At 32.0% G+C, this 21,733-nt stretch carries 22 protein-coding genes and 1 pseudogene; 4 read left to right on the plus strand and 19 right to left on the minus strand.

The genetic code is table 11. The features are described 5' to 3' along the window. Positions 1-257 precede the first annotated feature (257 nt). The gene (locus WFZ86_RS06335; RefSeq protein WP_342691155.1) at positions 258-1,421 is read right to left on the minus strand and encodes a lycopene cyclase family protein; all 1,164 of its coding nucleotides are present in this window, start codon (positions 1,419-1,421) and stop codon (positions 258-260) included. A gap of 399 nt (positions 1,422-1,820) precedes the next feature. On the opposite strand from WFZ86_RS06335, the gene WFZ86_RS06340 reads away from it, so the two are divergent. Together WFZ86_RS06340 and WFZ86_RS06345 are read left to right on the plus strand one after the other, a co-directional pair. Beyond that, on the plus strand, positions 1,821-2,408 hold the full coding sequence (locus WFZ86_RS06340) for a hypothetical protein (RefSeq protein WP_342691156.1): 588 nt from the start codon (positions 1,821-1,823) through the stop codon (positions 2,406-2,408). Positions 2,409-2,416: 8 nt separating this feature from the next. Then, the gene (locus WFZ86_RS06345; protein ID WP_342691157.1) at positions 2,417-2,671 is read left to right on the plus strand and encodes a redox-active disulfide protein 2; all 255 of its coding nucleotides are present in this window, start codon (positions 2,417-2,419) and stop codon (positions 2,669-2,671) included. A gap of 208 nt (positions 2,672-2,879) precedes the next feature. On the opposite strand, the gene WFZ86_RS06350 is transcribed toward WFZ86_RS06345, so the two are convergent. The 17 genes and pseudogenes from WFZ86_RS06350 to WFZ86_RS06430 all read right to left on the minus strand — a co-directional run bounded on the left by WFZ86_RS06350 (position 2,880) and on the right by WFZ86_RS06430 (position 19,182). Next, positions 2,880-3,491 (minus strand): hypothetical protein, encoded by a 612-nt coding sequence (locus WFZ86_RS06350; RefSeq protein ID WP_342691158.1) that lies wholly within the window; start codon positions 3,489-3,491, stop codon positions 2,880-2,882. Between the two features lie 167 nt (positions 3,492-3,658). Continuing rightward, positions 3,659-4,519 (minus strand): carboxypeptidase-like regulatory domain-containing protein, encoded by an 861-nt coding sequence (locus WFZ86_RS06355; protein WP_342691159.1) that lies wholly within the window; start codon positions 4,517-4,519, stop codon positions 3,659-3,661. Between the two features lie 229 nt (positions 4,520-4,748). Then, positions 4,749-5,516, minus strand: a complete 768-nt coding sequence (locus WFZ86_RS06360; RefSeq protein ID WP_342691160.1) for a hypothetical protein — start codon at positions 5,514-5,516, stop codon at positions 4,749-4,751. Positions 5,517-5,669: 153 nt separating this feature from the next. Continuing rightward, the gene (locus WFZ86_RS06365; RefSeq protein WP_342691161.1) at positions 5,670-6,833 is read right to left on the minus strand and encodes an acetyltransferase domain-containing protein; all 1,164 of its coding nucleotides are present in this window, start codon (positions 6,831-6,833) and stop codon (positions 5,670-5,672) included. A 211-nt stretch (positions 6,834-7,044) separates the two neighbouring features. Next, positions 7,045-7,476: a hypothetical protein gene (locus WFZ86_RS06370; RefSeq protein WP_342691162.1), complete on the minus strand. Its 432-nt coding sequence runs from the start codon at positions 7,474-7,476 to the stop codon at positions 7,045-7,047. Positions 7,477-7,572: 96 nt separating this feature from the next. Beyond that, a complete protein-coding gene (locus WFZ86_RS06375) occupies positions 7,573-8,466 on the minus strand; it encodes a hypothetical protein (RefSeq protein ID WP_342691163.1) in 894 nt (297 codons plus the stop codon). Then, complete coding sequence (locus WFZ86_RS06380) at positions 8,463-8,834, minus strand: hypothetical protein (protein ID WP_342691164.1); 372 nt, start codon at positions 8,832-8,834, stop codon at positions 8,463-8,465. Before WFZ86_RS06380 ends, WFZ86_RS06375 begins: the two co-directional genes overlap by 4 nt. An 883-nt stretch (positions 8,835-9,717) precedes the next feature. Then, a complete protein-coding gene (locus tag WFZ86_RS06385; RefSeq protein WP_342691165.1) occupies positions 9,718-10,116 on the minus strand; it encodes a GlcG/HbpS family heme-binding protein in 399 nt (132 codons plus the stop codon). A gap of 133 nt (positions 10,117-10,249) precedes the next feature. Further along, positions 10,250-11,083 (minus strand): helix-turn-helix domain-containing protein, encoded by an 834-nt coding sequence (locus tag WFZ86_RS06390; RefSeq protein ID WP_342691166.1) that lies wholly within the window; start codon positions 11,081-11,083, stop codon positions 10,250-10,252. A gap of 200 nt (positions 11,084-11,283) precedes the next feature. Then, the gene (locus WFZ86_RS06395) at positions 11,284-11,850 is read right to left on the minus strand and encodes a hypothetical protein (RefSeq protein WP_342691167.1); all 567 of its coding nucleotides are present in this window, start codon (positions 11,848-11,850) and stop codon (positions 11,284-11,286) included. Between the two features lie 117 nt (positions 11,851-11,967). After that, complete coding sequence (locus WFZ86_RS06400; protein ID WP_342691168.1) at positions 11,968-12,522, minus strand: hypothetical protein; 555 nt, start codon at positions 12,520-12,522, stop codon at positions 11,968-11,970. 144 nt (positions 12,523-12,666) lie between these two features. Beyond that, on the minus strand, positions 12,667-13,953 hold the full coding sequence (locus WFZ86_RS06405; protein ID WP_342691169.1) for an SMODS domain-containing nucleotidyltransferase: 1,287 nt from the start codon (positions 13,951-13,953) through the stop codon (positions 12,667-12,669). After that, the gene (locus WFZ86_RS06410; protein ID WP_342691170.1) at positions 13,916-14,524 is read right to left on the minus strand and encodes an SLATT domain-containing protein; all 609 of its coding nucleotides are present in this window, start codon (positions 14,522-14,524) and stop codon (positions 13,916-13,918) included. Before WFZ86_RS06410 ends, WFZ86_RS06405 begins: the two co-directional genes overlap by 38 nt. A gap of 309 nt (positions 14,525-14,833) precedes the next feature. After that, positions 14,834-15,589, minus strand: a complete 756-nt coding sequence (locus WFZ86_RS06415) for a hypothetical protein (protein WP_342691171.1) — start codon at positions 15,587-15,589, stop codon at positions 14,834-14,836. Between the two features lie 680 nt (positions 15,590-16,269). Beyond that, positions 16,270-16,380, minus strand: a pseudogene (locus tag WFZ86_RS06420) (HmuY family protein); the annotation flags it as partial. Between the two features lie 127 nt (positions 16,381-16,507). Beyond that, entirely contained in the window at positions 16,508-17,095 is a 588-nt protein-coding gene (locus tag WFZ86_RS06425) for an HmuY family protein (protein WP_342691172.1), read from the minus strand. Between the two features lie 26 nt (positions 17,096-17,121). Continuing rightward, the gene (locus WFZ86_RS06430; protein ID WP_342691173.1) at positions 17,122-19,182 is read right to left on the minus strand and encodes a TonB-dependent receptor plug domain-containing protein; all 2,061 of its coding nucleotides are present in this window, start codon (positions 19,180-19,182) and stop codon (positions 17,122-17,124) included. A 112-nt stretch (positions 19,183-19,294) separates the two neighbouring features. Here WFZ86_RS06430 and WFZ86_RS06435 point away from each other — a divergent pair, with 112 nt between their 5' ends. Further along, positions 19,295-20,209: a DUF6607 family protein gene (locus tag WFZ86_RS06435; RefSeq protein WP_342691174.1), complete on the plus strand. Its 915-nt coding sequence runs from the start codon at positions 19,295-19,297 to the stop codon at positions 20,207-20,209. A gap of 11 nt (positions 20,210-20,220) precedes the next feature. Then, positions 20,221-20,565 (plus strand): DUF6686 family protein, encoded by a 345-nt coding sequence (locus WFZ86_RS06440; RefSeq protein WP_342691175.1) that lies wholly within the window; start codon positions 20,221-20,223, stop codon positions 20,563-20,565. A gap of 159 nt (positions 20,566-20,724) precedes the next feature. Here the strand turns inward: WFZ86_RS06440 and WFZ86_RS06445 are convergent, their stop codons facing one another. Continuing rightward, positions 20,725-21,387: a GNAT family N-acetyltransferase gene (locus tag WFZ86_RS06445; protein ID WP_342691176.1), complete on the minus strand. Its 663-nt coding sequence runs from the start codon at positions 21,385-21,387 to the stop codon at positions 20,725-20,727. Positions 21,388-21,733 lie beyond the last annotated feature (346 nt).

Consider the following 21,733-nt stretch of genomic DNA (forward strand, 5'->3'; position numbering starts at 1 on the left):
TCTTTGCTTTTAGCCTAAACCTTATATGCCCTTACATTCCTTATATGGTTCAAAAACACCTGCAATTTAATCAAAACTTATATGTCTTATATGTTTAAAATTAATCCCTTGTACTTTCACCATAAATCACAAGAATTCTTTGCTTTTAGCCTAAACCTTATATGCCCTTACATTCCTTATATGGTTCAAAAACACCTGCAATTTAATCAAAACTCATATGTCTTATATGTTTAAAATTAAACTCTTGTAGTAAAAAACTATTTTAATCGAAAAACAACCCTCACCAACGCCTTAAGAAAAGGCACTTTGGGGCATTTCCAGATTACTTGTAAGTCCTCGAAAAAAGAAGTCTCTTCATCTAAAAATTTAAAAATCAAATTGGGTTTTCCTTTTTGGAACAGCTTTGAAAAAATGACACTTCCCAATTCGTTCGTGCGATCCAGAATATCCAACAACAACAAATCGTACCACCAAAATTTAGTTCTTTTTCCCAAGGCGGTAAAGGGCAGATCTCGTTGTAAAAAGCTTACTAACGCATCCGATTTTTTGTCCGAATTTCTAAAAGTATAGCCTGTACTGGCTTTGGTCCAACCTCCAGCCGTACCGATGTTGAGGACATTCTTCGTATTTGCTTTCCAAAACGGATAACAAGTCATTGGAATGCTCCCCTGCTCTTTTTCTTGAATTGTATAACTCGTCACTCCGAGTTGCTGTAAGTAGTCTTTGATGGCGGTTTCGTATTCTGCTTTGGGTAAGAGCGTGGCTGAAAAAAGCGTATATTCTACCAAAGCCTCGGTAGCCGAAGTAGGCAGCACATACATAAAACGCGTATTTCCTCTTTGCGCCACCGAAAAATCCATAAATGTAGGTTTCTCTGCCGTAAAAACTTTCTCTTTCGTTTGCACAAACCACCCTACAAAATGCTGTTGCAGCACAGGATATTCGTTTTGACGCGCCACCAAAGCAGGATTGTAAATACTGTTCAACACGCGCTTTCCGAAATAAACCGCTTCCGTGGTTTTTACAAAAATTTGCTGTTCGGTTTCTTCTATGTCGGTTACTTTTTCCTGTATAAAAGTCACCTTCGGATGTTGCTGCAACAAGGCGAACACTTGCTGGTAAAAATCAATCCCACGAATCATTTGATAGCGATACGGCTGCAAAGGCAAATCACGACTGTACGCTTCCGAAGCAAACCAAGCCACATCCCAATGTTTCGCCACGGCGCTATCCCAAATACTGGGCGATGTACTCCAAAAACACCAAGTACGATCATTCGCCTTTTTGGCATCTTCGTCGAGTAACAAAAGGGTTTGGTCTTGGAAAGCAGGAGACGACACCATTTTGTACGCCGTCATCAAAGCCGCCAAGCCCGCCCCAGTAAAAATATAATCGTATTGCACCGTAGTCTCTGAAGTCATACGCCAAAAATAAGGAAAATAACCGCAATTCACAGCAAGCGCCCAAAGGCTATTTTATTGACGTTTTCAACTAAAATAATGGTATTGATTTTTAGAAGCAGCCATACCAACTTTCCCACACGAGTCGTCCCGCTGTACGCTATATCTTGCTTGCCGAACCCCGGCAAGCAAGGATGCCGCTCCCATCGGGGCTAAGCGAGAACGTTTGGTTTTCAGAATACGAAAAAAAACGCGTTGATAATTTATCAATCCGAGGTTTAGGGAATTATTCTAGTCGTTTATTAGATTAGACAAGGATTGCAAATCTGCGCTATCGTGATAGGCACTTCACACAAAAACATAAAACTTTTCTTTCTTACGTTTTACAATTTTGATTATTTTTGAAACAAAACACAATTTATGAAGACATTAGAGGAACTACAAAAATTTATTTCATTCGGTTATCTGTACTTAATACTAATGGGTTTACTTCAAGAAAGTCTATTTTTTAACCAAATCGGAATAAACATTTTAAATTATTCATCCATTACAGATATCCTTGTTAGTCCAATAGCTATTTTAACGTCACATCCTATTTTGCTACTCGCATTAGTTGTTATTTCAGCCATTTTGTTTACTATCCCTAACTACTTATCCAAAAGAAGCCATAAAAATTGGATTCAAAAAAGTATTTTAAAAAACAAACCAAATTTAAATGAAACTGAAACCAGAACTTTTTTTTCCAATCTGGTTATCGTGTTTTTTTTAACCACTTTACTCTGTTTTTTTCTTGGAATTGGACTTGGGATGGGAGAAAAAATTGCTGAAAGAATAGCCAACAACAAACTTGAATACAATACCAAAATGACTTTCGGCGATGGCAATTCAGAAAATGTTTATTTAATTGAAACAAACAGTATGTACTATTTTTACCTTACAAAAGGAAATCAAAATGTAAAAATTGCACCTATTGGTACCATAAAAAATCTCGAACTAATTAAAAACTAAATAGCAAAATGAAGAGTAAAAATCTAAGTGAATTAAGTATTGAAGAACTAATCAAACAACAGAAAACCATAAAAACAATAATAGGCGTACTGTCTGGTATGCTGCTAGTTCTTCTGGTTTTAGGCATATGGCTCACCTTTCAAAAACCAAGCTTTCTTGTATTTATAGTAATTCCTTTTACCTTTATCCCTTTATTAATTTTCAATGCAGTCACATTGAAGAAAATTAAGTCCGAACTTCATTCACGTGAAAACAACAAATAAATAATTTCATTTCTCTACTAACCTACTATCCGCTTGGTCCCATAAAAAAGGAAGCAAACAAAGATGCCGCTCCCATCGGGACTAAGTGAGAACGTTTCGTTTTCAGAACACAAAAAAACGCGTTGATAAATTATCAATCCGAGGTTTAGGGAATTATTCTAGTCGCTTATTCGAGTAGGCACGGATTGTGAGTCTGAGTTATCGGTTTTTAGTCTTCTATTTTTGTGTAATACAATTCAGAATTACCACAATAAAGTTCTGTTCTACCATTTATTGTTTTTTCTCCTGTTTTAAATTGTAGTAATTCAGAACTATTTTTTGCCATTCCAAACCACCAAATTTGATTGTCAGAAAATAAAAATTCATTGGTGTAATTCTCATCATCTAAAGAAGTTAAAAATTTTAAATCTTCCGATTTTAATAATTTCAATTCCTTAGTTACAATATTTTGCTCAAAGAAGATAAATTTGTTACGTTCAATAACTAATATTTGATTATTAATTGAATCTTTATAGTTTTCCATTCCCCAATTTGAGCCGAATCTGTTAAGTTTCCATTTACCTATGATACTTTCTACATACTTTTTTCTCGGCAAAGCTTTTAAAGAATCGGATTTAATTTTAGCTTTTTTACCTAAATCATTTTTTGGATTTAGATTATAAGCATAAGTATAAAAACCAATTGCACTTGCATAATCTAGTTTAGCAGTAGATTTTTGTGCCTCATCAAATATTATTTTTTGATTTTTTAAAGACTTTGATTTTTGAGCCCAAAGTAGGCTAAAACCAAATAAGAATATTGTTAAAACACATTTTTTCATTTTTATCATTCTTTAATTTTGGTCAAATACTTAGCCCAAAAATATAGTAATTCAGGCTTTTTACATTAATCTAATCCTGACATCAAATTTGGCAAAACTTACAAATAAAACCAACTTTCTAGCCAACCAATTGCCTTCATCTATTTTAGTTGATAAAAGTTCTTTTTTTATCTACACATTGCATTGAGGTAAAAACTCATACTTTGTCCACTTTTACTCCAACTATCCATTGCTTTTTCTCTGTAAAAACTGGTTTCAGTTATTGACTTTGCTGTTGAAATGCCAAAGTATTTGCTTTTCTCATTTGCCTTTTTGCTTTCCACCCATTGAATGGTAACTGCTACATCTGCTGTTTCTTTATCCAAATATATTTCATACGGCTTCAAGTCTACCTTAAACCAACCCTTAAACTCATCTTTGATTTCAAAAACGATATCTTTTTCTACAATACGATTTGATGGCAATCCATTTTCAATTTTATAAAAATGCAGCCTAAATTTTAGGGAACTAAATTCATTTGAAGTGATGTTAAAATTCAAATCATTTATTTTGCAATCTTTCTTTAGTGTAAACTTCATTCCAACTTCTTTACTCAATCGGTCGTCAACCTCTTTTTCGTAATAGGTATAAAAATTAGTATGCATTAGTCCAAGACCTTTCGAATTTCTTCCCAATACTTTAGGCTTTGGTTTTACAAATTTGACTACCACTTCATCTAATTGATTCTTCAAAGACGTTAATTCAATTATGTTATTCGGAAGCGTAAGTTTTGATACGGCTACTGTTTTTGATTGATAACCCACATAAGAAAAGGTGACTACATCATTTTCATTCACACTTTCATCCATTTTTAAAGAAAATTTCCCCTCTGAATTTGATACCGTTCCCGTATTTTTATTCGCAATTCCAATATTCGCATAGTGTAAGGCAGCTTTATTTTCTACATCCTTTATTTCACCGTTGATCACTTTTACTTGAGCGAAAGAATGCAAAGCAATAGCTAAAAAAAGATAAAAAGGCACTTTCATATTTTGTTTGTTTTCTGTTTTGTTTAAATGATGTAATCGTACTAGTACTAAAACAGGTTTGAGATTAAAGCAAGAAATATTCTCAAATTTTTAAGTCTTGTGATAGTGAAATAACGAAGTAAAACCGCACTATCGGTTTGCAAATCCTGATACTATGGAACTCAAATACAAGACCAACTTTAAATTAAACTCAAATCTACAATACCGAAAACCTATATCACAAAAGTTATTATTCATATTCGTAATATACTGTTCTTACTATTTCTTTGGTTTCATAATCTTTTATTATTTCTTTTTCAAGTAAGCCATTTTCAAAATAATAACTCTCTGTTTCGTCCACAAACTGTGCTTCAGTAATAATTTTAATTTTTCCGAGAAGTGTTTTCTTGTATTCAAGATGTGGAAACTCAATTAACTTAAAAAGTTTATTGTCCTTATATTCATAAAGCGTTTTTTTAACACTTCCTTCATATTTAAAATATAAAGTTTCAATTAAATATCCATTCATATCAAAGGTGTATTTAACCTTGTCTGGCTCATCAAGATGTGTAATTTTATTGACAGATTTAGTTTTGTTCCACTCGTGTTTTATTCTATATTCATCTCCATTTTCATAAATGTAGCGTTCAAATGACAAATCATCATTTGAATACTCAAATTCACCGGTATAAATTTTCACTTCTTTTTTATTTTCAATATTAATAAGGACTTCTCTTATTTTTTTATTTTCAAAATAGATGAATTCTTTAATTGAATCAAATCTTTTTTCACTTGGTGAGTTTTCAAATAGAAAAAATTTGACATTAAAATTATTAATGTCAATATATTCATATTCAGAAATTATACCATTTCTATAATCAATAATTTTATGAACTTTATAGTCTTTATAAAAATATTCTTTTCTAATTTCTTTTTCCTCATCAGATTTTGAGTAAATCGTTAATTTATGGAAATCTAAAGGCGCTAAAAGCTTGGCAAAATGTCCTTTGAATATCATTTTTTCTAATTTTGACTGAAGCTCTAGTGTTGTTGTACTACAGCAAGTTTGGAACTAAAGTAAGCCTTATCTTCAGATTTACAAAATCTCCTAAATACAAAACGTTCTATTACTTAACTTCACTGTAACGGCGCGTTGTTTTTCTTGTTTTTGTCAAATGTACTTTAACCATTTATTTTTATGGGTTGCCTTGTATCGTCCATACCAGAGACAGGGTTTATAAAGTATCACAACAACGGCTAACCAAATTAAATAAACGCCCCAAAGCGGTAATCCACTTTCTATACCCTTTGGTCTCCCAAAAGTTCCTGTCGCAAATTCAAATTGAGAAAAAGAAATTCCTTGAATCCTCAAAATCAAGAGTGTGATAAAATGAATCAGATAAAAATGTACTATAAAATAAAACAATGGCACTTTTCCATAAACAGAAAGTATGCTTTTAAACCCAGCACTCAATCGTTCTGAAAAGGCAAGCAATAAAAACATGATGCCTAGGGTAACTAAACAAAACAGAAGTGATGGTGGATATTTGCTAATGTTCATAAAGGACATAAAAGTGAATAGTGCATTTTTTTGTGATGTCCATGGCAATCCATCGCCATAAATATTTATAAGACGTAACACTGTAAATAATGCCAATGCACCTAATCCAATTTTGATAAATATTCTTTCCCTTTTTTCTTGTGTCCTTTCAAAATAGAGACCACAAGCAAATCCAATCAGCATGATTCCTAACCACGGAATTGGAGGATACCCCATTACAAATGTTTTTCCTGCAAAAAGAGGTAGGGCAACTGGACTGAAAAAAGGTGTTAGTATAACTTTTAGTATTGATCCTTCCTCAAACGGAATAAGTGGTGTAAGGTTGTGGCAAAATAGTATCAATAATCCTATACTAGCTAATTGCTTTGCGGATAATTTTAGTAATAAACCCAAAATAATAAATCCAAAACCTATACTAGCAATCACTTCAAATAATAGTGTGTGAAAACCAACATCAAAAAATATCGCAAAATTGACAACCGTAAATTCAAGAAAAATTAAGAATAAACCTCTTTTAAGTAGATTTCGTCTCGTTTCTGATAAGTTATTGTTGTTTTTTAACGACATATAGGCTGATGTCCCTGCCAAAAAAACAAAAATCGGGGCACATAAATGAGTGATCCATCTTGTGAAAAACAGTATGGGTGTAGTGGTTGCAAAATCAGTTGGGTTCTGTGTAATTGAATCTATGTGCATTAAATCTCTAACATGGTCTAATGCCATAATTATCATCACTACGCCTCTTACGATATCAATGGAATCAATTCGTTTCATCTTCGCTTGTTTGATTATTCAGTATGGTTCTACAACCCCATAACATCCTGGTAATAAAGTGTTTTTAATACTAAAGTAATCCTTTTTTTCGAATTTATCATTCGGACCATAGCACATTGACCAATCAAATCATCCCAAATACAAAACAACTTTCTAGTAAGACAAATACCTAAATCCGTTGGAGCCGTTACTTACGGGCTTTTATTTGCATTTATATTTGCAGCCACCATTTCATTGTTTTTAATTTTTCAAATTCTGTATCATTTAGGTTTTGATTTTCAAATTCAGCAAGCTTGTTTTTGAGTAATGTAATTCCATAATTTTCTTTTAACCAAAAAGGCAATTCTTCAACACTTTTGTTCCAATTTTCGATAGTAGCTTTTAGAATGAGTATTAAATCAATCTCAGTTTTAGGTTTAATTCTGTACAATATTTTTCCTGCGTTTTTTTGGTCAACATATTCCGTATTTGGTCTTTTTGTGTTTTGGAATATTTTAATTACTCCGCTTATAATAATTTCATCATTAACTTTATCTAATATGTTAACAAACTGTCGGATTCTTAAATCTCCAACTTTATCCATTAAGTCTATTGATGAATAAAATTCATTTTGAAAATTATCGGGTGTTGTTGGAATCTTCATAGGTTTAAAGCTTGGTAGTAAAATTCTGCTACTACAGCGGATTTGAAACTAAATTAGCCAATTTCCTAAATCCGTTGTGATTGTTCGCAGATGTAATTATTTTTTCAGTTGCATTATTTTTTCCAATAATGGCGCTAATCCATTCTCTGTTAACGTGTCATTATTCCAAAAACTCATACAACAACTTAGATAATTTTCTCTTACTTTACAAGCAACATAATATATGGTTAATGTTTTTCCCCCTGACATTCCAACAAGTAATGATTTGGGACCAGTAAAATCATAAATTACTTTTTTTGCTTTAGTTTCAGTTCCTTCAAATATCACATCAACCTCTTCCTCTGAAATAACTTTTCCACCTTTTAGACTCTTTGTTACTGTAAACTGATTATTGATTGCATTTTTTGCACTCTCAATGGTTTTATGAACAGACCAATTCATTTCCCCATAATATGGACATTGAACAGTATTAATATTAGTCCAATTACAATTACTCCCTAATTTTATTTTTCTTCCCGCAAAATCGATGCTATCGATTGTCATTGATTCATAAACTTCACTGGGAATCTCGTGGTTTAAAATTCGATTTATATACTTCCGTTCAAATTCTTTGTTAAGTTTATTATAATAACCAAACCAAAAAACGGAAACTGTTTTGTCTTTATTCTCTAGAAAATAATAAGAACTTATTTGATTAATATTTTCAGTAATACTTTCCGATTTTGTGATGTAAATATTATTTTGAGTTAAATTCTCGTCTTTAATTTTTAGGTCGCTATCTTTTATCGAATATTTTCTATAAAGTTTTTTAAGTCCTTTTTCCGAAAATTCATTACTAAAAGTTTGACTTGAAAAATCAACTCCATCAACATTATAAAATGTAATTGTTTGATTATTTATTGCTTTAAGCCTGTTTGTGTAATCATCGATTTCTTGGCTAAATGCAAAAGTTGTGAACAGAGATAAAACTAAAATGTTTACTATTTTCATTTGACTGTCTTTACAATTTTAAACGTATAGATTGGATTTCCATCTTTTCCAATAGTTTTTATCCAGTTTTGAGATTGTTTTGGGTCGTTATACGCTAAACTGTCTGTTGGAAAGATTTCAAATTTTTCAAACCAATTTTCTGGACTTAAATCACTTCTCATTTTTACTTTTCTCGCTAAAACACTGTCGTTCGGTTTAATTACAAAAGGAACATTTAATAAAAATGGTCCCATTTGGCTATATTTTACAACTGTAGCATTAAAATTAACTTGTTTATCCGAAGTGTTTTTAACATAAAATGTACTCATCGTATAACTTCCACAACTAATGAATGTTAAAAGCAAAAAAAGGATAATTATTTTCTTCATTTTAGTTGTTTTGGGGATTATATTGTTATGGTACTACAGCTGGTTTGGTACTAAAGTAAGATTTATTTTTCGGTTATTATTAAACATCTGAATACAATAAGAACTTTCTAGTGAGTAAATTGTCTTAATCCGTTTTAGTTAATAAAAATTCATTTTTAGATATTCATAAAATAGTATCCAAACAGCAAATATAGAAGCAGCGGAAATAAAAGAATTAGTATTCCTATCACTTTTGATTTTCTATAAAAATGAAAACTTAAGAGCGCATTTGCAAGTAATATAATTGAATAAGAATTAATTAGCAGAAAGTATAAAAATTCTAATCCGCCTGATTTTGGAGAATCAAAAATAAATAGTGAAAAATAAAAAACAAGGGGACAAGCCAAAATAGGCAAAGAAATTAAAATACAAATGATTAAAAACCAATCTGGAATGTCATAAATTACAAATAGTGACCTTAAGCTTCTACTCATTGTTATGTTGTATTAAAATTATAATTCCAGTCGATTTCTGTTATGTTCTAATTACGTTAGTCTGCTCAAGAGGCCTCAAGACTTCGTGTTTTTTTAAAAGTTCTTGTACTATGTAAATCTAATAAAAGTCTTCCAATTTTTTACAGGAAGGTATTTAGAATTTAGAATGGTACATTGAATGATTAAAAGCGCAGAGAATAACGATGAAGACGAAAAAAATTGGCACTTATATGGATTACAAAACTAAAATGATGGGAAGTCGGCGGCTTTCACCTTTACTTTGGATTAAATAAAAGACAGTAAATTTATTCCAAGGCGCGTAGACAAAAAGTATAGTTTCCTATTTGGATACAAATGAAAAGAGGATAATTAGTTTTAATTACCCTCTTTTGATTAATTTAGTTGAAGATTTATATGGAAGAAGCTCCAAATTCTGCAACGATATGGTCGTTTTCAACAGAGCTACCACTTACTCCAATTGCTCCAATAATTTCTCCTGAAGCATTTTTAATAGGCACACCTCCTGGAAAAGTAATCAAACCATTATTTGAGTGTTCAATATTAAATAAAGGCTGACCTGGTTGAGATAATTCTCCAATAACTCCAGTATTCATATCAAAAAAACGAGCGGTTTTGGCTTTTTTAATAGAAATGTCTAATGAGCCTAACCAAGCGCCATCCATTCTGCCAAATGCAACCAAATTAGCTCCTGCATCTACAACAGCAATATTCATTTTAGTGTCAATTGCTACCGATTTTTGTTTTGCCGCTAGGATTACTTTTTCGGCTTGTTCTAATGTAATATTCATTTTTCTCTTTTTTAAATTTGTTATAAGCAATGCAAATTTAATTTTTGGGTTAAAGTAATGCATTACTAAAAAAGCTCATTAACTTATGAAAAAAGGTCAAACTTACAATGGAATTATAGCCCGTGAATTAAGATTAAATTTCGCTAGGATTACAGCCAAATTTATTTTTAAAGGCTATACTAAAGTTGGAAAGGTTATGATAACCGTAATCGAGATAAATGTCTGATGGTTTTAAATGGCCTTGCTCCAGTATTTCTTTTGCTTTTTGAAGGCGCATATCTTGAAGCCATTTTCCTGGAGATGTTTTATATTCTTTAATGAAATGACGTTTAAAGGTAGACAAACTCATATGGCATAAAAACGCTATTTCTTCTAATTTTAGATTAGCATTGATTTTGCTTTCTAAAACCTTTTTAAAAGTGGAGGATTCTTCTCTTACAAGAGAATCCAGATACAATTCAAATTTTCTTCCATATTTTTGCAGAAGGTAAAGCAACAACTCTTCAAATTTAACAGAAAGCAAACGCTCCCTAAAAACCGATGGAACTTCACTAATTGTGGATAATGAATTTAAATATGAAATAATGTAAGCATCATTTTTAATTATAAAATAGGGTATTTCATGTTTTATGATTTGTTTTTTGGTAGTATGTTTTTCTAAAAATTCTTTTAGTTTGTTTTCAGAAAAGAAGAAGAGTTTGCAGTAATAAATGGTTTCTGTATCAAGTAATTCTGTCCAAAGCCAATTTCCTTTTTTTAGCAATAAGGACTGATCTTTATTTACAACTACTGATGTTCCAGCAAAATGCACTTGCTTTATCCCAACTTGTAAAAAACTAAACATATTCATCCCTAAAATCACCTTACTTTTTACTACATCACTGGTCATTTTGAAATCATAGACAAATAATTCTGGACTCTCTTTTGTATTGTTGATATAGATTTCAGGTATGTTTTCGATTGACATTTGATTTTTTTTAAAAGCTTTTAGGTAACGTTCTAGAACTAGAGTGCACTTGGAACTAAAGTAATCTTTTTTTTCGAATTTATCATTCGAACCATGGCACATTGGCCAATCAAATCATCCCAAATACAAAACCAACTTTCCTCCCGACACCTCGGGAAAGTCTATTACCAACATACGTTGTAGCTGTTGGGTGCTGGTACTTATTCGCTTACTATTTTTCTGTTTTCATTTGCATTAAGAAGCAAAACTAAGCCTAAAGCAAAAACTGCACAGCTTAAAAGCATTAAATTACCGTTTTTTAATATAAAAAATGAAAAACCGACTAATGGAGCTCCAATAATTACCATTAACGAACTTATAGTGTGCGTTTTTATGAAGTTTAATGCATGAGCAGCCAATCCTACAAAGAGCAATGACGGACCAATAATAACAAAAGGATATAAAATTGATGGCGTATTACTTATTTGATTGCTTAATGCTGTTTTAGCCATTTCGTTATTTCCAAAACTCCACATTATGAAGTCAATTGTACAGAGACCTATATGAGCAATAACTCCTAAAGTTGTTACAAAAGACGCTACCGTATTAAGATTATTCTTTGGAAAAACTTTGTTAAAAGAAATCAACAATATTGCTCCAACTAAGTTAAACCAATGTGCAAAATCTACTGGTTTTTGAAAGTATTCTAATCTAGATCCTTGAGAAAATAGTATATAACTTATAACAAAAAGAGACAATCCGAGTAAGCAACTATTTTTTGGCTTCATAATATATTTTTAATGAAAGACGCTTATTTTTAGAATGTGTTACAATTCTAATTTTAGTTCTGTATGTTTCTTGCTACCAAAGTTCTGGTGCTAAAATAGGGGTATTATAAGCAGTTATTATTTTTCCCCAAATAGCTTAATAGTCCTTTCAATGGTTCTTTCGGTTTGAAGGATATCCAACAAAATCATTTTTAAGGTCTGTTTTGTGTTTTTATCCGTTGCATTCATATTCGAATATAAATAACTCATTAAAAATTGCGTTTTGGTATTCAACGCTGTTTTTAGTTCTTCGATATTCGATAGCGTGGTTACTTTCTCGTATTGAATCAAATCAATTTTGGAACTAGAAACTGATTTCCAAGCATTGATTCTAATATTGGGGATATAGATCCCTTTGGACTTCATCACAATATCTACAATGGCGACCTTTTGGTTGGTTGAATAAGATTCTAAAGCCTCAACCAAAGATTTTTGTAGCGGAATGTTGGAGGAAATATCCTCATTCGTTTCTTTTAATTCGCTATGTATGGTTGCAAATACTTGATCAATATAGGCTTTGTCTTTTCGTTCAGCATTCCAATTGTCTATAAAAAGGGCAATTAAAATTCCCACAACGACTGGGATTATTTCCTTAAAAAATTGAATACCGTAGTTTTTGATGGCTTTCTTCATTATGAATTGTGGGTTATAATTGCTGCTAACTTATGTATCTGTGAAACAAAAACGCTACAAGCTACATTTTTTTAGGTTTTTGGGTTTTAGTTAATGATTGTGGGTATGAGCGTGATGTTTGTGCTAGCTTGTAAACTTTAATTATTAGTCATTACTAATCGGCACATCAATTCTGTCTCTTGCTACACAAAAACCATCTTTAATTATATAGCATTCAACAAAATGAGCTCCTTCAAAATTTGATTTTTCTTTTCTTTGGTCAGTTCCACGATTACTTTCAATTATTTGTCCACGTAAACAATCTTTTTTTCTTGCAATTTCTCCTTCGTTTTTTACTTTCCAGAACACTTTATAAGGTTTTGGGACATCCGTTGCTGTAATCAAAAAAACTAATTCTTTGTTTTTTTTCAAAAACTTTACTAATCTTAAAAATTCTGTCCTAAATCCTGCTTGAGTCACTTGACAATCAATTCTAAGCATATAACTTATATTCATAGGATAGCGTTCCTCAATATATTCCTCAGACACAGTATAATTGTAACTCGATTCTTTAAGTGTTTGAGGATAAGGAAATGATTTGCCAAATACTCTTCTCCAAATCTCATAGACAGTGTTGTTTGTATTTTTCTCAATCGCCTCTTCTACATTCTTAAGTGCTTTTTTTGCTTTAGACTTAAAATTAGAATTATTTTTATAAACGTGTTGATTACTTCCTGGAGCATACCAATATGACCTGTTATCATCCAAGTCCTTTAAATATTTAAAAAAATCTCTAACTAAAATATCGTAATTATCGAATGTGTAAGTTCTATAATCAGGATTGGAAATGAAGAAATTATAGATTAAAGTGTCAATTAAAAGTCCACCAATTTTCACACCTGATTTGTTTTTCCAAGCTCTCATAAATCTACATAGGTTTATAAGATTATTATTGCACTCTTTGTCGAAATTAATAATTTCAGAAGATTCGGGTGTAGGATTTGTTTTTTTCCATTTTCCACCATTATTAGAATCTGGATATGTAAAACTTCCATCATTTTCTTGAAAAGCTGGACATACTTCGATGTAATCATTCGTAAATTCTATTACTACAACTTGTCCATCGCCTCTAACTTTCGATTGTGTATATGTTTTGCAAAGTGATGTTTTTACATCTTGCAATAATTGACTTTGCTTATTTCCTTCTCTATTATTGTATTTAGTATATAATTCATCAGGTAAAACAAATAATAAATCTAAATCGCTTATGCCAGAAATAGCAGTATCTCGACCATAACTTCCTATATAAATTCCATTATCCGTATTTGATTCTATGCCGTGAAAATCTTTATTTAATCTTTTTGTAATTGTTCCAAAACGACTTTCAATATTTTCTTGATTTAATACAGTAAGATTATTTGAAAAGTCCTTGAATGTTTGTTCGATATTCATAGAAAACACAGATTAGAATAATAATAAAAATGGTTAAAATTGTTGTTTTTAGAGAGTTTGGAACTTTGTCCTTAAAAAATTTAAGTTTTAATTCCTCTTCAATCCACTCTACTTGCATCTCATAAAAAAGCTTATAATGAGCGAACCATTGAGACATAAAAACTTGTTTACTAATGGTGTTACTGTAGAAATCATTGAGGAGATTTTGATATCTAATTTCATAATTTTGATAGTCAAAATTATTATCACTTTTTGCTAAAAAGTATAGGTCTCGAGTTGAGTTGAAAATCCTTGTTAATCTTATTCCTTCATTATTATAATCATCAGCTTTATCTTTAAACACATCAATATACATAATAGCAATACCAACAAATATTAACAAAATAGATAATTCTTTATTAAATGGAATGTTTTCATAAGCAATTTGAATAATTCCAATTGCTAAAGAAGTAAATCCGACCCAACTTGGCAGTTTATTTATAATATCATAAGAAGAAAAATTTTTTTTTGCTCCAAATCCTATATCGTAACCCTTTTGTGCAAGAGTCTTCAAAAAATCGTTTTTATTCATTTGTTTTGTATTATTGCTACTAAAGTTCTATTATTACAGCGGGTTTGGCACTAAATTAAGTCTTGTTTTCGGGTTTGCAAAACTTCCATATACAAACCAATTTTTCCATTAAGCATTATACCCAAATTGCTTATAGCGTGTGTGCTTGTTGCACAACTAAAATTCCTTCTTAAAATTCTGGTTTGTTAAATTATTTAAAATGTAATATACTGATTTTTAGAACATAACCTGTTTAAAAAAATTGATTAAAAGTTAGGTTTAGTCTCTTTTTTAGTTGTGCAACAGCCACGTGTGTTGGCAGTAGTCTTTTCATTTAATATTTAAGTTTTGAATTTCTTCACGATTAAAAACATAACTTGATTTACTTATTCTATCAAATAAAAATATAGAAGATTGAGTTTGACCAATTAACAATAAATTTTTGTTTGTCTTAATTTCTTTGTTGTTGATTAAAAATGAAATTTGAATATCTGTAATACCATCCTTAATTTTTTCAGCTTCACATTTTCTATAATCACCTATTTGATTTCCGATAAATACTATTACTGAAAGAGCAATAAAAAAATAATATTTTTTTAAAAATTCATCTCCAAATTCTCTTAAAAAAAAGTAATAAAGTATTGGTGTTATTAATGATGTTACCAATGAATATTCCTTTAATTCATATCTTTTAAAATCTAATCCTTGTTCTAAATAAATTTTGACTATTAATATTAGTAGAAAAATAATAAAACAAATAACTATTGGAGATTTAAATTTTGCTTTGAAAAATTCAATCTTTTTTAATTTTGGTTCTTCAACTTTTTCTTCTGCTATGTTTTCGGAGTTGATTTGTTCTACTTTTACTCTTTGGCTATGGTTTATAATTAGGTTAATTATTATAAATCCAAAACTTGCGCCAATTATTACAATTGTTGGCAAAAATGAAAGTAATATTTCTGAATTTGAAATATAATTATAAATCTCGATTTTAAACTCTCTATAAAAAAAATGCAAATTGCAATATCCAAAGTAGATAAAAACAATTGAAAGTAAAGGAATATTCTCTGTAATTTTTTTTGTCATTTTTTAAAAGCCTCATTTATAAATTATATTACTATTTCCATTTTGATTTTCATTTATTTACGTTGGAAAGGAATTAGTTTAGACGTAAATTTTGGAGATTACTGCCATCTAGTAGATAGGTCTTACAAGAGTCAGACTTTACTTCCTCAAATATATACAATTTCCATTACAAAAGTTTCGCAAGTTTTTGGTTTGTTGTTGTTATCTTGTTGTTTTGAATGGTCTACTCACTTTTGGGATGGGATTCGACAAAAACACACCCCCAGCCCCTATAACTCCCTATTTTATTTATTTATTGGAGTCGTTGAATCTTCGATTTCAAGAGGGGAGCAGAGCCCATAAAAATTGGAATTTGCCCTTCGACTGCGCTCAGGGTGACCTTCTATGGGATTTTTATCGCGCTAACGTTCCTAGCCCTGATGGGAGTGGAAATCCTCTGGCTCGGGTGGCTATTTTGGGCAGGACGGAAAGAGCGACTAAAAGAAGCTCCTTTGCGACCTAGCCCAAAAAGCCACGCGAGGCGGAGATTGTAACAGACAGCAGGATTAGCTCCTAAAAAAACAATTCCATCACTTTATCAGACGATATCCCAAAACACAAAAGGCCGCCGAAGCAACCTTTTGACTAACAATAAAAAATAAAAAAACTTAACTAAAATTTTAAACACTTATAGCTTGTGTTTACTCTAATTTGGCATACTCGAAGGTAGGATTTCCTCTTAGTCCCGCTTCGTTGCTCATCGCGAGGAAGCGCACTTTGTAGTAGTTGGAAGCGGCGTCTTTGACCACATAAAAACAATCATTTCCATATAGTTAGGATAAAAAATAGGTGTGACCACTTCGTCTTTAAGTCAGTATCAACTTCTCATTGATAGTTGGTAAAAATTGACATTAGCAACTTTTAAATATTACTTTTTTATTAAAAAGTTGTCGTACTATTTGCTTGGTACGCATAATTAAAAGTATAATATCTTCCTACAGATGTTGCATCTGGTGTAGCAGGAGCGTCTTTATAGTAGCTCAAGATTTCGAATTTTGCATATTTACCGTCATGCGTTTTCACAACAAATACTTTTCCAGCAATTGGCGAAATGATAGTATTACTATAATTATACCAGCCATTACCACTACCAGTTGGAATTGCATAGCTGGCAGCTGCATCTTGAACAAAAGTCGTTGCTAATGGAAAAGTAGTCACACTAGCAAATGTTCCAGATACAATACTTACCGCACCTGATCCGGTTCTGACTGGCTCAGCATCCGCTTTTTTAGTTCCTCCATTTACAAGAATAGTTGTACTACTAAAAGCAATATCCCAATTATCACCAGTAACAACTTTGTTTTCAGAAAAACTAAATTTTGTAAATGCTGTAGTTGATGTTGCATCAAGATTAGAAACTTTTGTAGTTACTACTGCTGGGATTTCTTTATTATCGTCATCACTACTGCAAGATGCTGTAAAAATAAATAATGTTAAAAGTGAAAGTTTTAAAAATTTTGTTTTCATGGTAAAAGGGTTTAAATTAATATTGATTAAAAATTATATTGAATTCTTGTAAAAAGCTGTCTCCCTGCAAGATTTGGTATCTGTATAGGATCTGTATAATCAAATAAATTATTAGCTCCGGCCTGAAGTAATAATTTGTCCGTTACGTATTTTGAAATTGACAAATTGGTTAAAAAATAGTCATTTACAAATTGGTCGTATTTGTCCAGAATGTTATTGTTATTGGTATCAAACATTCCGTATTTGCTTCGGTAGAAAACTCGTAAATTGATATCCGTTTTTATTTTCGGAATAGTATAAGCGAATTTAATATTAGCTGTATGTTTCGATCGATTGTATAATCCGAAATAATCTGATTTACTAATTTCAACTGTTTGTAATTGTGAATTTCGTATGTATTGGTGTTCTTCAAAATTATCAAGAACAGATTTGTCTTTTGCCATTAAATACTGATAACCTAACGACACAACAAATTCTTTGGTAAAACTATAAGTCGAATTAAATTCTACACCATAAGTAAATATTTTATCGAAATTGGTATAACTAAAAATATTCTGTCCATTGGTTTTTTGAGCTACAACCTGCGTATCAATTAAATTATCTATCAAATTATAGAAAGCATTTACATCTATCTTTAATTTATTTTTTTTGTAAAAACCTCCAAAATTAAAATTGATAGAACTTTCAGCCTCTAATGGCTTGTCAAAACTTATTCCTGCCACTCTGGACAAAAGCTGACCTTGCTCTTCAAATTCGTTTAAGCGAGCTTCAGCAACATTGTAACCTAAAACGGTATACCCAACGGATGGATTCGTGAAATCGAAAAATAACTGTCTGAAATCCGGTGCCTTATATCCATAACCAACTGAAGATTTCAAAGAAAAATTATTATTAAACTTATAATTAACAGCTAGTTTCGGACTGAACTGCGAAGCATATTCGCTATGATTGTCATACCTAAATCCGGCAAGGATATTCAATTTTCCTGATGGGTTGTAATCGTATTGTACAAAAACATATTGAGAATTAAAATTCACATTACTTTCAAAATAGGTTCTGTCCAAGGTTTCATAATTTAAACCAACTCCAGCAGTTAATTTGTCATTTTTTATTGAAAAAGTTGTTCTGAATTCTGGTCTGAAAAGCCATTGATTGTAATAGGTATTTTCAAATTGCACGTTGTTTTCATCCTTCAAAAACGAATCATTTTTATAATTGGTCGTATATAATTCATATTCTGAATATACTTTAGAATTCCATTTGTGTTCTAATTTGATCTGCGAATTCCATTCGTTTTCTTTTGCTTCACCAATATAGGTTTCGGAATCAATCACTGCAGCATTATCCGCCTTCTGATTAAAAAAACGATTACTTACTATTAATTTCAGATTTTCTGAAAAATCGTAATATAGTTTTGGTTGAATTGTCGTATTATAATATCCTTCTACATTTTTCAACGATGAACTTTTATCCAAATCGTATCCATCTGTTGCATAATAATTCGTAAATAAATTAGCTGCAAATTTCTTCTTCTTCCAAAGCAAATTAGCATTAGCATCATTGGTATTGAATGTTGCATATCGATAAGAGAGACTACCTGAAAACATATCCTTTACTGGTCTTTTTGTAATTACATTAATCACTCCGCCCATAGCTTCTGAACCATACAAAGCTGACGAAGCACCTTTTACAACCTCAATTCTCTCAATATTTCCAACAGAAACCCTCGATAAATCTAAAACTCCAGAAGTTCTTCCCACAAGCGGAACACCATCAATCAAAATCATGGTATAAGCTGCATCTAAACCCTGCATCTGAATACCCTCGAAACCACTCTCATCCGGAATTAAAATGATTCCTGTTTGTTCATTCAAAATTTCATTTAGCCTTGTAACTCCTGATTTTATAATGGCTTCAGAAGTAATTACTGTTACAGGTAATGGCAACGTAGAGAGCATTCGTTGGGTTCGTGTCCCAGTTACAACAACTTCCGAAAGTTTTTCTTTAGATGCAATACTATCTTTCTCTTGCCCAAGCACAGCCTGACAAAAAATAAAGAGAGCAAAAAGCGGTACTTCGATTTTCATTATTTAGAATTAATCTTAATTATTTTTTGGCAAATATATACTTTATTTTTATTTATTCTAAATTAATATAGTATTTTTGTCCGCAATAATTTTAACTCTTACTAATTAAAAAATGAAAACAAAATCAATGCTTATCTTAGGTGTACTTGCACTAAGTGCGACACTAAGTTTTGGACAAAATGCCAAGAAAAAAGAAGACATCAAGGCCATACAAGCGATGTGTGGTTGTTATGAAGTACAATTCAATTTTACCGAAACCTTTGACTATCCAAAAGATAGCGCTAGTTACAAACCCTCTAAAACCAAACACGAAACGGCTTTGGAATGGGTAGAATTGGTAGAAAACACGCCTAACAAATTGGTTTTGCAACACCTCCTCATTACGGGCAACAAAGAAGAAGACATTGTAAAACACTGGCGACAAGACTGGCTCTACGAAAACACCGATTTGTTGCAGTTTCACAAAGACCTCACTTGGAAATACAAAAAGCTAGACCTTAAAACCGTAAAAGGCCAATGGACACAGAAAGTATACCAAGTAGACGACAGTCCAAGATACGAAGGCTCTGCTTCTTGGGCCACAGTAGATGGCGTGACGTCTTGGAAAAACACTACCGATGCGCCTTTACCTAGACGCGAACATACAAAACGCAACGATTACAATGTTTTGAAAAGAAGAAACATACACGAAATCACTCCAAAAGGATGGATTCACGAACAAGACAACGATAAATTGATACGTACAGAAGGAGGTTCGGATGTGCTTTTGGCACAAGAAAAAGGAATGGATATTTACACCAAAGTGCCTGACGAAAAATGCCAATTAGCGCAAAAATGGTGGGCAAAAAATAAAGACCTTTGGGCAAAAGTACGCAACGAATGGGCAAAAGTTTACGGCCAAAACAAAGACCTAAACTTGGAGAAAAAAGTAGATAAGAAATCATTATTCAGCATCCTATTCGATTTAAAACCCGATGCTACACAAGAAGAAGTAGCCAAAATCATTAACGCATTTGTAATTCGCTAAAACCAAAAACGATGTGCACCCTAAACATTTTAAATAGAACCAATAACGGACTGTTATTTTATTGTACGCATAGTTCGCTGTACAATCTTTCGTTTAACAATTTGACCTTCAACTTTGATGCGGTGGAATTTGATCGATTTAGGGTGTACCTCAACTCCATAGACAGTGCGTACTGGGAAAAGGAATACGAAAACTCAATTTATGAAAAGAAAATCCCTATCCCAACCTTGCAAAGCAACTTCATCATTTTGCTGAATTGCTATGAATTGGAGGAACTCAAAATTCTAGTCGATTTTAGTCATCAGGCTCACTTGTTAGCCCCCGAGAAAATCAACTATAAAATGATTTACAATTAAAAATAAACATAGAATGTCTATGTGAATAGTAAAACGTCTATTCACTTCTTTTACAACTATACGTGCTATGTTTCTATGTGGTAAAAAAAATCACTACTTATTAAAACCAAAAGTCCAGCAACCACAAACAATTGCTGGACTTTTTTATGTAGTTTCATTCTACTTCAACAACTTCTCAAAGGCTTTTCGTGGCGCGCCGCGAACCACAATCTCACCGCAATAGGTGTAGTCCAATTTTTCGAGAATTTTCAACATCGGAAAGTTATCGAAATTGGTATCTACTTTAATGCTAAACACGTTTTTCGAAATACTCAACGCTTCAATTTTCTCAAACAAAAGCGTGGCAATTCCCTTTCCTTTGTACTCAGGTGCGGTAGCCACACGATGCACCACCACATAATCCGAATGGCTCAACCACTCACCTTGCAGGTCGTTGTACGTCGGTTCCTCGCCAAAAATGATGGCTGCATAAGCTACCACCACCTCATTTTCGACCAATACGTGGGCATATCCTTTAACAAAATCGTCGGTAACCGTTTCCAAATTCGGATAACCGTCTTGCCACTGTGTGCTACCGTCTTCTTTGCGTTGGGAAATCGCTGCTTGCAAAATATCCCAAATCACGGGAATATCCGCCAGACTTGCTGTTTTTAAAATCATATCTTGCGCATTTGAGCCGTAAAAATAACTTTTATCCCCAAAAAAAGAATGCTTTTTTACATTAGTTTGAGGAGCACCACCAACCTGCTCAACACACGAGTCGTCCTGCTGTACGCTATATCTTGCTTGCCGAACCCCGTCAAGCAAGGATGCCGCTCCCATCAGGGCTAGACGAGAATGTTTGGTTTTCAGAACATAAAGAAATTGATTGGTAATCTCTGGATTTCGCTTTAGCGAAAGAAAATAATTGTAAAAAACAGAGAGGCTTTAGCCAAAACTACCATAGATTTTGGCTAAAGCCCCAAACTGAACTAACATTAATGAATGGGCTAAAGCCCATTCCTATTGAATTTTTCCAAAAAAAATAGATTCCTTCACCTGAGAGCCACTGAAAAACCACGTCAATTTTGATAGACCTCGTTTTTAGATAAAAAAAACGCTTATAATTGGATTTTAATCTTCCTTTTATAAGCGTTTTTCCTTTGTGATTAATTTTTTAATGGGATTT

The sequence above is a fragment of the Flavobacterium polysaccharolyticum genome, assembly GCF_038739875.1.
Lineage (GTDB): Bacteria > Bacteroidota > Bacteroidia > Flavobacteriales > Flavobacteriaceae > Flavobacterium > Flavobacterium polysaccharolyticum.